This is a genomic window from Alginatibacterium sediminis (assembly GCF_003610775.1).
In the GTDB taxonomy this organism is placed as follows: domain Bacteria; phylum Pseudomonadota; class Gammaproteobacteria; order Enterobacterales; family Celerinatantimonadaceae; genus Alginatibacterium; species Alginatibacterium sediminis.
Genome location: NZ_RAQO01000004.1, coordinates 1,137,521 through 1,151,996, shown reverse-complemented (window position 1 = coordinate 1,151,996; position 14,476 = coordinate 1,137,521). Strand labels below are relative to the sequence as shown.

Here is a 14,476-nt window from a genome sequence, read left to right as displayed (position 1 = left end):
AAAGAGTGCTAGGCCGCATATTTTAAGCGTGACCCATTTCAATTAATTTGAGGCCTAGTATGAAACGCGTATTGTTATATCTCATGACTAATCTAGCGGTCATTGTTGTGCTAGGTATCGTGTTGAATATAGTTTTTTCTTTACTCGGGATCGACCCGCGCGGTATCAGTGGTTTGTTGGTGTTTGCGGCGGTGTTCGGATTTGGCGGTTCGTTTATTTCTCTGTTGATGTCGAAGTGGTCGGCCAAACGAGCAACCGGTGCTCATGTTATTACTACTCCGCAAAACCCTACCGAAGCGTGGCTATTTGATACGGTACAACGCCAAGCTAAAGCCGCCCAAATTGGAATGCCTGAAGTTGCTATCTATCATGCTGCTGATATGAATGCTTTTGCTACAGGTGCAAGCCGAAATAATGCGCTGGTTGCCGTCAGTACTGGCTTACTTGAGAACATGCCTCGCGATGAAATTGAAGCGGTACTTGCTCATGAAATCAGTCATGTTAAAAATGGCGACATGGTAACTCTGACCTTAATTCAAGGGGTGGTGAACACCTTTGTGATTTTTATGGCGCGACTGATTGCCAATCTAATCTCGAATGCGTTGTCTAATAATGAACGCGGTGGCTTGGGAATGTTTGCCTATATGGCGGTGGTATTTGTGCTTGAAATGGTGTTTGGTATTCTCGCAAGCATTATTGTGATGTGGTTTTCTCGGAAACGTGAATTTCGAGCCGACGAAGGCAGTGCCGAGCTGGTTGGTAAACAAAAAATGATAGCAGCCTTGCAACGTTTAGGTGGGAGTAGCGAACCAGAAATGAGCGGAGAGTTGCTTGCTTTTGGCATAAACGGCAAAAAATCTATTAGCGAGTTGTTTTTGAGCCATCCACCACTCGAAAAACGCATAGCGGCATTGCGTGAGCGCTAATATCGGGTACAGTAAGCTAGTTGAAAGTAAGCCTTTTTGCAGGCATAACTTAAGTTGTTAAGCTTAAAACGCAAATCGGGTGCTTAAAGCGATATTTTTTATCTTTTTGTATTAAGTATTTATGTCGGCTGCCGATAACAGTCGATGGAGTTGTTTTTTTAATGGATATGTCTTTTTAGTGAGTACTACCTTCGATTCTCTGATACGTCGTCCCGCGAGGGCTTGCACTGTATTGTTATCAATCTTATTGCTTGGTGCTTGCCAAGAGCAAACTCAACTCAGAGTCGCTGTCAGTCCTTGGTTAGGTTTTGAGCCGGTGCACCTTGCCCATCGCTTAGATGCTAATCAACAGAGCCCATATCAATTGATCGAGCTAACGACTCCGAGTCACGTTGTTCACTCTTTAGAAACAAATCAAGTCGGTGCCGCCTTTCTCAGTCTCGACCAAGCCATACGGGTTGTTGACCGCGGCTTGGATCTTCAGCTCTTAGCTATCACCGACCAAAGCTATGGTGCGGATGCCTTAGTGAGTCAATCGCATATTAATACTAGCGCTGAGTTGCAAGAACAAACTATTGGATATGAGTCGAACTCATTAGGAGCGTTATTGGCTGCTGATTGGTTAGAGTATGACGGCTTTAGTGCTGAGCAGTTTGTTTTTGTTGAAGCAAAACTTGACGAGCAGTTACGACTGTTCAGAGATGGTGATGTATCTGCATTACTATCGGCGGGTCCAGTTAAAAGTCGATTAATTGATAATCTTAATGGCAACTTACTTTTTGATAGCAGTGAATCACCACGGATCTATTACCGAGCTTTAGTGGTACGAAAGGATTTAAGCGAAAGCGAAAAACTACAAGTGAAGCGCTTAGTTTCGGATCATTTTGCTGGCCAACAGTGGATGTTTCAAAATCTAGTTGAAGCAAGCAAACTAATAGCAAGACGAACTCAGCTTTATAGTCGAGAGGTCGACTCTGAGATTGCACGTATTCAGTACTATAATCAAGAACAAAGCGAGTCTTTGATCAACAGTATAGATTTTGAGAACTACATACAGAATCTTAGTCAACGCATGCACAGTCTAGGTTTGATTAACAATAATTTTGCCGCAGAGGATTTCTCATTTTTTGAGCTTGAAGCGCTCGACAGTATTAAAGTGAAAGCGGAGGATGGTGGTGTCTAGCTTACGTTCGATTTCGCTTAAACTTTTAGTTCCGGCAATGGCTACTTTGCTGCTAGTTATTGTGGCAGTCACAATGCTGCAAATGGACCTGAAAAGTAATCAAGTAGAGTTAATTTCCCAAGCTAAAGTCGGGATCCGTAGTCAAGGTTATATTCTGCAGCAATCGTTATCTGACAGTTTGTCTCGTAATCAAGTTGATATAGCAGAACGAAGTATTATGCTGGCAGCGCTAGATGAACAAGTACGTGACATCGTAGTTTTAGACCCGCAAGCATCAGTATTATTGTCAAACCGACTCATTGATAAACATTTATTTGCCAGCGAAACTGTTACTGATTTTGATCGGCAAGCCTTTGAAGCTACGAGCATCCAAGGCCAAGAACAATCTAGCTTTGATGCTGAAAATAAACGATTAAGCCTATACTTACCGCTCGATATGGGCCCGCGTTCCGATAGCTTAAGCCCCTCTGCGAAAGGTGCTATTTACATAAGCTATGATCTATCACGACAGTGGTCAGCAATCGAACAAGGCTTTATCCAACGGATGGGTAAGTATATTGCATTGGTTTTTGCAAGCTTACTGGTTGTGGTTTTCTTTGTTTATTGGGTTTTGCTTCGACCACTATCACATTTACTTAAGCATAGTCAGAATAAGCAAGCACCGGTAAAACTTAAAGGACAAGGTGAAATTGGCAAATTGCAACGTGTAATGAACAACATGAACAGCAATATGCTAGATAGTTTCACCCAACTTCAAAATAGTGAAAAACGTTGGCAATTTGCGCTAACAGGCTCTGGCGATGGCGTGTTTGATTGGGACTTTGCCAAAAAAAGCGTTTTCTTTTCGCCGCAGTGGGCCAAAATGCTTGGCTTCGACGAAGGCGAATTAACCAACCAAAGCAAAGAGTGGGAGTCTCGAATCCATAGCGACGACTTACACAAAACCTTGGCCTCGCTACGGGCTCATTTTAAAGGTGAAACCGAAAGCTTCGAATGTATGCATCGTATGCAAACCAAAGATGGTCGCTATATTTGGGTGATGGTCCGAGCAATGGTTATTGAGCGTGACGTTAACAAACGTCCGCTGCGAATGATTGGTACTCAAACTAACATTAGTGACATACGAGCAGCCCAGGAAACCATTGAGTTTCAATCGTCACATGATGACATAACGCGGCTTGCTAACCGCCGCAAGTTGATTGAAAACTTAGAGCAGGAAATCGAAAACGCAGGTCGACGTAAGACCATTGGCGTACTTATTTACCTGGATTTAGACCACTTTAAAAACGTAAATGATTTACTAGGGCACGCTGCAGGGGACTTACTACTGCGATTAGTCGCTCATCGTTTACGAGAAAACTATCGTCAGCATGAAACCATCGCGCGTTTAGGCGGTGATGAATATGCCATTCTTATACCTGACTTAGGTGCTGACCATCGCCGCGCATCATTAAGAGCCCGTAAAATTGCTGAGAACATCCGTAATCTGATCCGTAGGCCATTTGCAATTAAAGGCAACGATATCAGCTTAAATGCAACCATCGGCCTGGCGATGTATCCAAACCAAGATAGCAACGCCACAGAGATCTTACGCCAAGCTGATATGGCTTTATATCACGGAAAAGATGCGGGTCGTGGTTCGGTTTGCTTATTCTCAAGCAAAATGGCGGAAGATATTCAACAGCGGCACAAGCTGCAACAAATGATGCGAGTCGCAATTACTCAAGAAGATATGGTGGCCTATTTTCAGCCACGCTATAACTCTCAGTACGAAATGGTTGGTGCTGAAACATTGGTACGCTGGTATGACAACGAATTAGGCTGGATCTCTCCAGGGCGCTTTATTCCACTGGCAGAAGAATCGGGTTTAATCATACTACTCGGAAAGTTCATCATGCGAAGTGCCTTTAGCGCACTCAAGCGCTGGCAAGATAGAGGGTTACCGAAAAACTTTACCACCTTGTCGGTCAACGTTAGTCCAAATCAATTCCACCGAGAAGACTTTGTAGATAGTACCATTGATGTAATTCGCTCAGCTGGTTGTGATCCTCGTTTGATAGAGCTAGAAATAACGGAAGGGGTTTTGGTCGATAACGTTAAAGAAACGGTAGAAAAGATTTCTCGCTTACGTGCTTTAGGGATTCGATTCTCAGTAGATGATTTTGGTACTGGTTATTCATCGTTAGCATACTTAAATCAGCTGCCAATCAATTGTTTAAAAATTGATAAGTCCTTTGTTAGTGAAGTCGAAAAGGGTGGTAGTGAGTGCTCGATCATTACAACAATTATTTCAATGGCAGAAAACTTGGACTTAGAAGTAATCGCCGAAGGGGTGGAAACTGAATATCAATTAGAATTTTTGAAATTCCGAGGTTGCACTGTTTACCAGGGTTTCTATTTCTCTGAAGCCTTAGAACCCGACATTTTTGAAGACCGGCTGTTTGCACGTCATGACCAAGCAGTTAGTTTCTAGTCTTTGTTACTTCCCTTCAATTCAAAAAAATGGCGCCATAGGCGCCATTTTTAATATTGTCATGCGAACTTCATAAAGGACTAACGACGCCGAATCAACTTCCATTGCGAAGCAAAGAACAGCAAGCTAGATACCAAAGAGATAGCAAATATTAGTATCAACCACTGTGGCATTGACCAGCCTAAGAACATCCAAGAAACCTGATCGCAATAACCGGTAGGGTTAAACATCCACGGTGCCCAAGTATCTAGTTTGAACCAGCTAGGATAGCTTGCGAAAAAATCACAGGTTGAAAATGGATTGGGATTGATTTGGAATTGGGTATGTTGCCATGCAAGTTGTAAACCCCAGGCTGAACTAACTATCCATAAGCCAAAACTCATAATCCGCAGTATCAATAGTTGTGGAGCAATTGCGCCAAGTAGACCTGCAAACATCATCCCCATCATAGCAGTGCGCTCATAAACGCACATAACACATGGATCTAGTTTCATACCATATTGAAAAAACAAAGCCGTTAGTTCTAGCAAAAAGCTGATGACTGCCAGTAGTAACCAAGCTTTACGGGTTTGGGAGAAAGAAGAAAAAAATTGGAACATCGAGTTATCCTTATACGTCGTTCGATGAGTTGTTATGCGCCTGCAAAATAGTGGCTTGTTCTTGTACCAGTTCTTGATAAACGTGCTGGGCGAAACCGCTACCGGCTTCATTGTAGAGATTAAATACGGCGTCTGCACCTAAGCGCGTCAAGCTGTCCGCATCATCACTATATTGAGCAATGGCTGCAATTTTGGTATTTAAGTCGTTGCGGCGCAATTGGCTAAGGGCATACTCGTTACCGTGGTGACTTGGCATTGCGAGTAAGACCAATTTTATATTGCTACTTGGGCTTAGTTTTGCCCAAAAATCCGAATCAGTGGCGTCCGCCACAATCACGCTACGTCCTGCCTGGCGATGGGCATTCACTTTATCAGTATCGGTGTCGATCCCTAGCACCTGTCCTGGATAGTGCTGTTCCAATTGATTGTAGGCACCACTTCCAATACGGCCCATCCCAAACACAATGACTTGATGTTCTCCAAAATCAACTGCTTGGTCCTCACTCAATAAGCGACTTCGCTGGAAACGTCTCAAGGTTGGGCTTATCGATTGATAAATACGATCGGCGTTGGCGTGCAATGGGGCAACAAACACGAAGCTGAAACTTAAAGCAATCGCGATGGTGGCGAGCCAAGAGCCGTCTATCCATTGATTAGTAGCCGCAACTGCCACCACAATTAAGCCAAACTCACTGTAGTTACTAAGGCTTATCGTTCCAAGTAATGCGGTGCGCGAGCGCAATCGATTGCGCATTAATACGGCTAAGAATAGAAGTGCCTTTATAAATAGAATGACGAGTAAGATAGCAGCAACAATAATCGCTTCAAGATCGGGGAGGTGACTAAGTCCTATAGATAAGAAGAAAGCGATTAAAAATAATTCTTTAAAGCTAAACAGTGACTTGGCCATACCACTAGCGGCAGGGTGTCCAGCCAGCATAATACCTATACAAAGAGCACCAAGGTCACCTTTGAGTCCAACGGCTTCAAACCAACTTGTACCGACAACAAAGGTGAGAAAAAAACCGAATAGTAATTGTAATTCTCCGTGGCCAACTCGATTGAGCAAATGGAACAAAAGTGGGCGCAATGGAATTAATGCTAGCAAACTCAAGGCCCATAATGAAGGAACTTTGCCGGTACTAAAGGCCAAAAATACAACGGCAAAAATATCCTGCATAATCAGAATGCCAACGGCAATCCGGCCGTAAAGAGCATTGAGTTCACTTTTTTCCTCAAGCAGTTTAATTGCAAATACGGTACTTGAAAAACTAAGCGCAAATGCCAATACCCATATCGCCTGAGTATCTAAACCATCAATGGTGCTAAAACCCCAGCCTTTTAGAGCCACCAGTACCAGACTAAATACCAGCACACTTAAGCCCATATGTAGGCCAGCACTGCCCCATACTTCCCGGCGAAGTAGTACCCTTACGTCTAGTTTTAGACCTACGGTGAACAGTAGTAGGGTTACGCCTAAATCAGCTAGCCCGGCGATGGTGTCGTTCATCTCAAAGCCAATTGCGTTGAGAATAAAACCTGCAGCTAAAAAACCGACCAAAGGTGGAAGCCTAATAAAGCTAGCTGCCAATCCGCAAAAAAATGTAACCGCTAATAGTAAACTGGTATCCATAGTTACTCGCTATAGCACGTCAATATCTTTAACACTGCCGAACACATAGTTGGGACGAAATGGTACATCATCGATATCTTTTTCACTACTGACGCCGCTAAGAACAAAAATAGTTTCCAAGCCAGCTTGGAATCCAGCCAAAATGTCGGTGCGTAAGTTATCCCCAATAATGACGGTATTTTCAGCATGAGCGCCCATTTTATTTAAGGCTGCTCGAATTATCCACGCGCTAGGTTTGCCGACATAAAATGGTTTTCTGCCGGTGATTCGCTCAATCGGGGCACACAAAGCGCCGCAAGCTGGGCTCATGTTCGGGCCATGAGTATCGGGGTTGGTTGCAATAAACTGCGCGCCGGCGGCAACGAACTGAGCGGCTTGATGGATCATGGTCCAATTATAAGTTTTGGTTTCACCGATAATCACGAAGTCGGGATTGATGTCGGTAATTGTGAATCCAGCACTATAGAGCTCATGGATTAGTGCGCCTTCGCCAATCACAAATGCCTTGTTGCCCTCTTGGCGAGTTAAAAAGTCAGCAGTTGCCATTGCGGAGGTATAGAAACAGCTTTCTGGGATATCAACTCCAGCGGTTAAAAAGCGGTTTTTAAGGTCTTGAGGCGTTTGAGCAGGGTAATTGGTTAAAATTACGAGTTTTCGTTGCTCATTGAGCATCGACAAAAGAAATTTGTCCGCGCCATCAATCAGTTGGTTGTTGTGTAAGAGTACGCCGTCAATGTCACAAATTACTGATTTCATTTCATTCCATGCTTAGTTTAGTTTCTAAAACAAAGAGTAACTAATAAATCGGTTTTTCACCACGAAATAGTCGTAGGAAAAAGCCGGTTTTAACGCAAATGTTCTGTGAAAGCTAACCAATTGGTCATATTTATGTCATTTTTGCAAAAGGAATGTTGCTCGGTTAGAGCTTTCTGCTAATATCCTGCAAATAAATATGACCGCAAAATATTTGTTTCAAAAATGTTTTAAAAATGTTCGAAATGGATTGTGTGTACTGCTAAAGATTTTTGTAATTTAGTCGATACATTAATAACGACTAAATTATTGATTATAGAGGTTTGTAAATGGACTTAACGCGTTTGAAAATTCGCCATAAAGTTGAGCTTATTGCTGCTATCGCAGTCATTGGCTTTGTAGTATTTTTGGTTGATTCGATTAGTGTGCAGCGCTTAACACAGAGTAGTGTTATCGAAATCCGTGATAACTTCTTCCCGGCGTTAGATGCGTCAATTCAAGCTCGAAACTCTCTCGAGAATCTCGACCAATCATTGCAAACAGCGGTGACCACAGGCGACGAAGAATCTTTCGAAATTGCACAGCAACATATCGATAGCTTGGAACTTAGCATTGATAAATTACAAGCTGCAGCGCCAGACCTTAACAAAGAAATTTCAAAAATAAGAACAGACCTTCGTCAATACGAATCGGAAGCCGTTTCAATTGCGAAAAGCATTGTCGATGGAAGCGCCGATTTTGCAACATTACCTGCACGGGCTAAACGTTCAGCGGATATACTTGAAGGTTTGCTCAAAGGACTTGATGATGTGATCAACGTTAGCGAGTCTGATTTCAATAGCACCATCGATACCATGATCACGACTTCAAAGGATTCTATCCGCAATGGAATTATTTTGGGTGTAGGGACCATCCTTGTCCTGATAGTCGTAGGTATCATTGTGGTTCGAAGTATTGTTAAGTCAATTAATCAAGTGACTTACTCATTGCGAGAAATTGCAGAGGGTGAGGGCGACTTAACGGTGCGAGTCGATTATGCCGGACGCGATGAAATAGCAGATTTGGTGCATTGGTTTAATCAATTTATTAGCAAGATGCAAATTAGCATTGCAACTACCAGTGAAACGGTTGCTTCGCTTGAGGATGTTTCCAACCGCCTAATGGATTCTAGTCAGCAAACATCGCAAAGCATTCAAGCACAAAATGCCTTAGTGGAGTCTGTTAGCTCAGCGATTCATGTCATGACTGACAGTGTGCATATGATTGCTGGCAATGCGGCTCAAGCCTCTACTGAAGCAAGCTCTGCCAACGAGACTGCGCAGCGCGGTAATCAAGTGGTTGAGAACACCATGACAGCTATTAGTAGTCTTGCTGATGAGGTAAATAATACTGCGCAAGTGATTAATCAACTTGAGTCATACACTAGTAATGCTGGCGCTATTTTGGATTCTATCCGAGGTATTGCAGAACAAACCAATCTACTTGCATTAAACGCAGCGATTGAAGCTGCCCGCGCCGGAGAACAAGGACGCGGTTTTGCAGTGGTAGCCGATGAAGTTCGAACCTTGGCTTCACGCACTCAAGACTCAACCCAAGAGATTCAGCAAGTGCTTGAAGAGCTACAAAAAGGTACCGGTTCTGCGGTAGAAGCAATGAATCGAGGCACCGAAAGTGCACAAGCTAGTGTGGCGCAATCCGCAGAAGCAGGACAGTCGCTCACCGCAATTACTATGAAAGTTGAGAGCATCTTTGCCGTCAATGAGCAAATTGCCCAAGCAACTGAGCAACAAACTGAGACCTCGGACTTAATTCGAACCAATGTTTCTGAAATTGAACAAATATCACAAACTGTTGCTCAAAGTAGTACTGAACTCGATACGGTTAGTGAAGATATTAGACGCGTTACAGCTGCTTTGAGTGATGTGATTCGACAATACAAAGTTTAGTAGTACCAAGAACATTATAAAGAATCTAGGCGCAGTTTGCGCACATTGATGACTGCATTTGCAGTGTCATAGATGGACTGAGGTCGGTTTGACCTCAAAATACGGAACGACGAAAGGCGTTTGTCTTTACGTCATAGTTAAAAATAGATAGCCGCAGAGCTATTCTAATTACAGGAAAACGGAAAATGGCTAAATGGAAACTTGCCGCATTGCCTTTGGCAATCATGGCTGCAACTTCAGTTGCTCACGCTGACGAAGCATCGGATGCACGCATCGAAAAACTCGAACAAGAAATTCAAATCTTGAAAGACAACGATAGTAAATCAATGAGCGATCGCTTTAAGTTCAATGGTTTTTATAGCGTAGGTGTAACTCGCGCTAGCAATGACCTTGGTTATGCTGGTGCTCAAGAGAGCTACGATCTTAACAACTTGACTAAAGTTGGCCTTCAAGCTGAATTTGCTATGGCTGATAGCACTGGCGTCACCGTACAATTAGTATCTAAGGGTGAAGACGACTTTGAACCTGCTATTGAATGGGCTTACATCAAGCATTCCTTCGATAACGACGTCGTCGTTCGTGCTGGTAAACTTCGTGTGCCACTATTTATGTATTCAGATTACCTCGATGTTGGTTATGCGCAACCTTGGGCTCGTCCGCCAACAGAAGTGTATGACTTTGTACCATTTACAGCCTATGTTGGTGGTGACATTGCTTATGACTACGAACTCGACAATTCAACCTTAGGCCTTCAGGCTTTCGGTGGTCAGTACGAAGAAAACGGCGTTAAATATGACTACATGGTGGGTGCAAACTTAACCTATACCTGGGAAGACTTAACCCTTCGTGCTGTCTATGGTCAAAATAAAATCAACGCAACGATAGATGCTGATCCAAGTGTTATTGGCGTGTTAGGTTTAAATGACAATACCAAAGGTCAATTTGTTGGTGCTGGATTCCAATATGACAACGGTCAGATATTGGCAGTTGGTGAGTATACAGAAGTTAAAGTTGATGCACTTTATCCGAGTGTTAAAAACGGCTACTTAACATTAGGCTATCGAATTGACGCATGGATGCCGTATGCAAGCTATGCATTTGCAGAATCGACAGATGATGACGTTAGAGAAGGTAGCGCCGCAGCATTGTTGAGCGGTGAACGCACCACCTATTCGTTGGGTGTTCGTTATGACTTGATGTCTAATCTAGCCGTTAAATTTGACGCGACCTTTACTGGCGACTTCGACGGAAGTGGCGGACTTATTGATGGGAACTTGCCCGTTTATCCAACATACGAAGAAGACCAGACCGTATATAGCATCGTTTTCCAAGGCGTATTTTAAGGAGCTAGACCATGAAAAAATTAGTATTAGCTCTATCATTAGTGCTTAGTTCGTCATTCGCGTTTGCCGGTCCTGTTGTGATTGGTAATCCTGGCGGCGCAGACGCACTGAGTGCTGCCGAGGCAAAAAAATTGTTCTTAGGTAAGCTTAAAAAACTACCTAACGGCGCTTCACCTGAAGTGATTGAATACGAAGATGGTAACCCACTGCGTGCAGCATTTCATGATGCAGTAACCGGTAAGTCAGAGTCTCAGCTTCAAGCCTATTGGGCAAAACTTGTATTTACTGGCAAGGCTAACCCACCGAATACAGTGGGTAGTGCAGCGGCAGCAATTTCGCAAGTGAGCTCAAACCCAGCAGCCGTTGCTTATGTTGACGAAGCTGATGTTACTGGTGACGTTAAAGTGCTGTTTAAGCCTTAATTGGCAATCGTCATAGGGTAGGTGATACATATAGCTTACAACAAGAAAAGCCGTGGCCTTGTCCACGGCTTTGTTGTTTGTTTCTGGCGAAACTAATCTGGGCATGGTAGCGTTATAGGTACGTACTGCTTATTTTTTAACTAGGTCTGTATGGCTATTTTCTTCTATTTCAATTGTTGTCGCGAGGGACGCTGATGTTCGTTGTATTGTTTCGCTGGAAACTTGATGAGTCACATGTACAAAGCTTTAAGGAAGGCTGGAGTGAAGTCATTCATTTCAATGTAGAAAAATACTCTGCTCTTGGGTCTCGTTTGCATAAGGCTAGCGATGGAACCTGGATTAGTTATTCGCAGTGGCCAAGCAAAGAGCACTGGCTTCGCTCCAAAGAAGCTGAACATTTAGTAAGTGAAGCGCGCAGCAAAATGCGTAAGGCAATAATGTGGCAAGACGAGCCGCTATTGATGTCTCCTCAACTTGACCACTTTGTTACCGGAAAACCCAAATAGCCGGGTGATTTAGTTCCTTATCGAAGCTCGATTTAGCTAGGGTTGACGACTTTAGCTAGGTCGCACCTTACTCAGCAATAAGCTAAACTAGGCCTTCATTCTAGATACGAAAGTTGTTATGTCTCAGTTTAATGCTTACAAAGTCCAATTCTCTTGGTCATTTCTTCATCCTCGCTACTGGTTGCAGTGGTTGGGAGCTTTATTGATGGTACTGTTGTGCTTAATCCCAGTGAAAGTACGTGACTGGTTAGCTGTGCGCTTTGCACGCTTTATGTTTAAGCGTAAAGTTTTAAAAAAGCGTCTGAATATTGCAGATATCAATTTGCAGTTATGCTTTCCGCAATGGGATTCCGAAAAACGTCAACAAGTTCTCTTAGAAAACCTTGAAGCTTTTGCTCAGGTGATGTTTGCCTACGGCGAATTGTCAGTACGCAGCCGTAAGTACATACAAGAGCGCATCATTGTTGATGGTCAAGAACATATCGACGCAATATTGGAAAGCGGTGATAACTTTATTGTTTTACTTCCACACACCTATCCAGTCGACTATGCGGGTCTATACTTCTCAGCCCAAGGGCGGCCAATGTCAACCATGTTTAAGGAGATGCGCGCTCCGCTAATAGATTATTTGATGGCTCGGCACCGCACGCGTTTTGGTGGGGCTCTATTAGAGCGTAAAGCCGGCCTTAAAGCGCTTATGAAAACTATACGAGCGGGTATGGGGTGTATTTACTTACCAGATGAAGATCTAGGCCCCAAGCACAGTGTATTTGTACCTTTCTTTGGTAATAACAAAGCTACGATTCCAGTACTTGGAAAAATGGCTAAAATCTGTGATGCGCGAGTACTTCCTATATTCGCAACCTATGATAGTGAGCAACACAAAATTAAACTAATTGCACATCCACCCTTAACGGGCTATCCGAGTGGTGATGCTATTGTGGATAGCACTCTAATGAACAAAGAAGTTGAAAAATTGGTGCGGCGTGCTCCTGAGCAGTATATGTGGACGCTAAGTTTAATGAAGAGTATTGAAGGTCAAAAAGAGCTGCGTTACTAAATCGGATTTAGTTTTTGGTCTGCCTCGGTGCTTGCTGCCAGTAAGTTCGACTGAGCTTTAATAGTTCAGTTGAGGGTAGGGCTATGTTGCTAAGATCAATCCACAAGTGAAAGCCGGTCAATTTCTGTAGGGTTAGCATGCGGTGGGCAAACATCGCCTGCAATCCGGTGATAATTCGGCCGTCTTCGCAGCGGTAATAATCACTTTCAAATAGTTTATCCTGAATATCTAAATCATGGCGCTCTGTCGCCAAAGCCAAACGCAAAATAGGGCGCTGCTCGGTTAATATCTGGGAGATGAATCGCGGATTTAATTGTTCTATAAAGCTGTCTAAATGCTGCAGGCGCAAACCTATATAATGACTATCCTGATAGTCGCCATGCTGAATTAGTCTTGGAATCGCAATTGACTGTAATTGTTGCCATGGTAGGCTCCAGCCCCCGTAACAATGGTGATATTGAATGTGATCTTCACATAACACCACGGCAAAACGCGGCAACTTGGCTTGGTTGTACGCAAGTTTGAAATTTAAAAAAGAAATGAATAGCATCACTGATGCTAAAACATTACTCAGCATCAACTGTGAAATCAGTAAGATCCACGCAAATCCTAAGCAAATGCAGCCTAAATAGACCAAAGTCTTGGGACGAGAATGATGTTGATAATAGGGGATATATTGAGAAGTCATCCAAGCTACCCTTAAACGTGCTCAATAGCACTTTAATATAAGTGTAGCCTAGATTTTATCAACTAAGGTAAAACCACTTTAAGAGGTTTTACTGTGACGCTTTGATATACCCCAGCTTCTAAGTAAGGGTCTTGATCTGCCCAGGCTTGGGCGTCAATTAAGCTGTTAAACTCGGCAATCACGGTGGAGCCGCTAAAACCTGCTTCGCCTGGGTCTTGGGCATCAATATTTGGATTGGGGCCGGCAACCAGTAATCGACCTTCGTCACTTAACTCTTGTAGTCGTTGTAAATGTGCAGGGCGAGCAGCCATGCGTGCCGGAAGGCTACCTTCTTTATCTTCTGAATAGATCAAATACCACATAATTATTAATCCTTATTTTGTTCATTTTTGGCTGAGACTATGGTCTCTTGTTTGTCCTTGGGCATGTGCTTAAACAAATAAACCACAGTCAAAACAGTGAACACAATCGTGAATCCGAACAACCAGAACACTTTAAAATTAACCCAAAACTCGAGGCTGAAATTGTAAGCAATATAGATATTGAGTCCAGCCAAGATAGCGAAGAATGCTGTCCATGCTAAATTCACTTGTGCCCATATCGCAGCAGGAACTTCAATTTCTTTCCCTAGCATTTTCTGCAACAAAGGCGTTTTGTACACATATTGGCTTATAAATAAGGCCACTGCAAAAATGGCATAAACAACCGTCACTTTCCATTTAATGAAGGCATCATCGCGAAATATCATGGTTAAAGTACCGAACACCAATACCATCACAAAACTGACGAGGTGCATCTTTTCCACTTTTTTGTGTTTAAACCAGTTGTATGCGAGCAATAAGCCGGTGGTGATAATTAATGAGCCGGTAGCAAGGTAGATATCTTGCATTTTATACACAGCAAAGAACACGATGAGAGGAATGAACTCAAAAAATTGCTTCATA

At 43.2% G+C, this 14,476-nt stretch carries 14 protein-coding genes; 8 read left to right on the top strand and 6 right to left on the bottom strand.

Going from position 1 to position 14,476, the window contains the following annotated elements; translation table 11 throughout:
- Nucleotides 1–59 precede the first annotated feature (59 nt).
- From htpX to DBZ36_RS08235, 3 genes are all read left to right on the top strand, one after another.
- Nucleotides 60–926: a protease HtpX gene (gene htpX / locus DBZ36_RS08245; RefSeq protein ID WP_120354422.1), complete on the top strand. Its 867-nt coding sequence runs from the start codon at nucleotides 60–62 to the stop codon at nucleotides 924–926.
- A gap of 178 nt (nucleotides 927–1,104) precedes the next feature.
- Entirely contained in the window at nucleotides 1,105–2,109 is a 1,005-nt protein-coding gene (locus DBZ36_RS08240) for an ABC transporter substrate-binding protein (RefSeq protein ID WP_147395011.1), read from the top strand.
- Nucleotides 2,102–4,582 carry a GGDEF domain-containing phosphodiesterase gene (locus DBZ36_RS08235; RefSeq protein WP_158589051.1) on the top strand — a complete coding sequence of 827 codons (2,481 nt, stop codon included), beginning with the start codon at nucleotides 2,102–2,104 and terminating at the stop codon, nucleotides 4,580–4,582. The genes DBZ36_RS08240 and DBZ36_RS08235 overlap by 8 nt, the downstream gene beginning before the upstream one ends.
- 80 nt (nucleotides 4,583–4,662) lie before the next feature.
- Here the strand turns inward: DBZ36_RS08235 and dsbB are convergent, their stop codons facing one another.
- Genes dsbB through DBZ36_RS08220 form a run of 3 tightly spaced genes read right to left on the bottom strand, consistent with a single transcriptional unit; the run spans nucleotide 4,663 to nucleotide 7,570 of the window.
- Nucleotides 4,663–5,181 carry a disulfide bond formation protein DsbB gene (gene dsbB, locus DBZ36_RS08230; RefSeq protein ID WP_120354419.1) on the bottom strand — a complete coding sequence of 173 codons (519 nt, stop codon included), beginning with the start codon at nucleotides 5,179–5,181 and terminating at the stop codon, nucleotides 4,663–4,665.
- A gap of 10 nt (nucleotides 5,182–5,191) precedes the next feature.
- Nucleotides 5,192–6,814 carry a cation:proton antiporter family protein gene (locus DBZ36_RS08225; RefSeq protein WP_120354418.1) on the bottom strand — a complete coding sequence of 541 codons (1,623 nt, stop codon included), beginning with the start codon at nucleotides 6,812–6,814 and terminating at the stop codon, nucleotides 5,192–5,194.
- Nucleotides 6,815–6,823: 9 nt separating this feature from the next.
- Nucleotides 6,824–7,570: an HAD-IIA family hydrolase gene (locus tag DBZ36_RS08220; protein WP_120354417.1), complete on the bottom strand. Its 747-nt coding sequence runs from the start codon at nucleotides 7,568–7,570 to the stop codon at nucleotides 6,824–6,826.
- 326 nt (nucleotides 7,571–7,896) lie between these two features.
- Between DBZ36_RS08220 and DBZ36_RS08215 the strand changes: the two genes are divergently transcribed.
- The 5 genes from DBZ36_RS08215 (at nucleotide 7,897) to lpxM (ending at nucleotide 12,844) form a co-directional block, all read left to right on the top strand.
- Nucleotides 7,897–9,513, top strand: a complete 1,617-nt coding sequence (locus DBZ36_RS08215) for a methyl-accepting chemotaxis protein (protein ID WP_120354416.1) — start codon at nucleotides 7,897–7,899, stop codon at nucleotides 9,511–9,513.
- Between the two features lie 185 nt (nucleotides 9,514–9,698).
- A complete protein-coding gene (locus DBZ36_RS08210; protein ID WP_120354415.1) occupies nucleotides 9,699–10,856 on the top strand; it encodes a porin family protein in 1,158 nt (385 codons plus the stop codon).
- Nucleotides 10,857–10,867: 11 nt separating this feature from the next.
- On the top strand, nucleotides 10,868–11,278 hold the full coding sequence (locus DBZ36_RS08205) for a phosphate ABC transporter substrate-binding protein (protein WP_120354414.1): 411 nt from the start codon (nucleotides 10,868–10,870) through the stop codon (nucleotides 11,276–11,278).
- A 194-nt stretch (nucleotides 11,279–11,472) separates the two neighbouring features.
- Entirely contained in the window at nucleotides 11,473–11,784 is a 312-nt protein-coding gene (locus DBZ36_RS08200) for an antibiotic biosynthesis monooxygenase family protein (protein ID WP_120354413.1), read from the top strand.
- A gap of 118 nt (nucleotides 11,785–11,902) precedes the next feature.
- Nucleotides 11,903–12,844, top strand: a complete 942-nt coding sequence (lpxM, locus tag DBZ36_RS08195; protein WP_120354412.1) for a lauroyl-Kdo(2)-lipid IV(A) myristoyltransferase — start codon at nucleotides 11,903–11,905, stop codon at nucleotides 12,842–12,844.
- A 7-nt stretch (nucleotides 12,845–12,851) separates the two neighbouring features.
- On the opposite strand, the gene DBZ36_RS08190 is transcribed toward lpxM, so the two are convergent.
- The 3 genes from DBZ36_RS08190 to DBZ36_RS08180 all read right to left on the bottom strand — a co-directional run bounded on the left by DBZ36_RS08190 (nucleotide 12,852) and on the right by DBZ36_RS08180 (nucleotide 14,475).
- Nucleotides 12,852–13,532, bottom strand: a complete 681-nt coding sequence (locus DBZ36_RS08190; protein ID WP_120354411.1) for a DUF2982 domain-containing protein — start codon at nucleotides 13,530–13,532, stop codon at nucleotides 12,852–12,854.
- A gap of 62 nt (nucleotides 13,533–13,594) precedes the next feature.
- Nucleotides 13,595–13,894, bottom strand: a complete 300-nt coding sequence (locus tag DBZ36_RS08185) for a YciI family protein (RefSeq protein ID WP_120354410.1) — start codon at nucleotides 13,892–13,894, stop codon at nucleotides 13,595–13,597.
- A gap of 5 nt (nucleotides 13,895–13,899) precedes the next feature.
- Nucleotides 13,900–14,475, bottom strand: a complete 576-nt coding sequence (locus DBZ36_RS08180; RefSeq protein WP_120354500.1) for a septation protein A — start codon at nucleotides 14,473–14,475, stop codon at nucleotides 13,900–13,902.
- Nucleotide 14,476 lies beyond the last annotated feature (1 nt).

Coding starts and splice junctions, on each gene's coding strand:
- htpX (WP_120354422.1), top strand. CDS start 60: ATGAAACGCGTATTGTTATATCTCATGACTAATCTAGCGGTCATTGTT.
- dsbB (WP_120354419.1), bottom strand. CDS start 5,181: ATGTTCCAATTTTTTTCTTCTTTCTCCCAAACCCGTAAAGCTTGGTTA.
- DBZ36_RS08225 (WP_120354418.1), bottom strand. CDS start 6,814: ATGGATACCAGTTTACTATTAGCGGTTACATTTTTTTGCGGATTGGCA.
- DBZ36_RS08220 (WP_120354417.1), bottom strand. CDS start 7,570: ATGAAATCAGTAATTTGTGACATTGACGGCGTACTCTTACACAACAAC.
- DBZ36_RS08215 (WP_120354416.1), top strand. CDS start 7,897: ATGGACTTAACGCGTTTGAAAATTCGCCATAAAGTTGAGCTTATTGCT.
- DBZ36_RS08210 (WP_120354415.1), top strand. CDS start 9,699: ATGGCTAAATGGAAACTTGCCGCATTGCCTTTGGCAATCATGGCTGCA.
- DBZ36_RS08205 (WP_120354414.1), top strand. CDS start 10,868: ATGAAAAAATTAGTATTAGCTCTATCATTAGTGCTTAGTTCGTCATTC.
- DBZ36_RS08200 (WP_120354413.1), top strand. CDS start 11,473: ATGTTCGTTGTATTGTTTCGCTGGAAACTTGATGAGTCACATGTACAA.
- lpxM (WP_120354412.1), top strand. CDS start 11,903: ATGTCTCAGTTTAATGCTTACAAAGTCCAATTCTCTTGGTCATTTCTT.
- DBZ36_RS08190 (WP_120354411.1), bottom strand. CDS start 13,532: ATGACTTCTCAATATATCCCCTATTATCAACATCATTCTCGTCCCAAG.
- DBZ36_RS08185 (WP_120354410.1), bottom strand. CDS start 13,894: ATGTGGTATTTGATCTATTCAGAAGATAAAGAAGGTAGCCTTCCGGCA.
- DBZ36_RS08180 (WP_120354500.1), bottom strand. CDS start 14,475: ATGAAGCAATTTTTTGAGTTCATTCCTCTCATCGTGTTCTTTGCTGTG.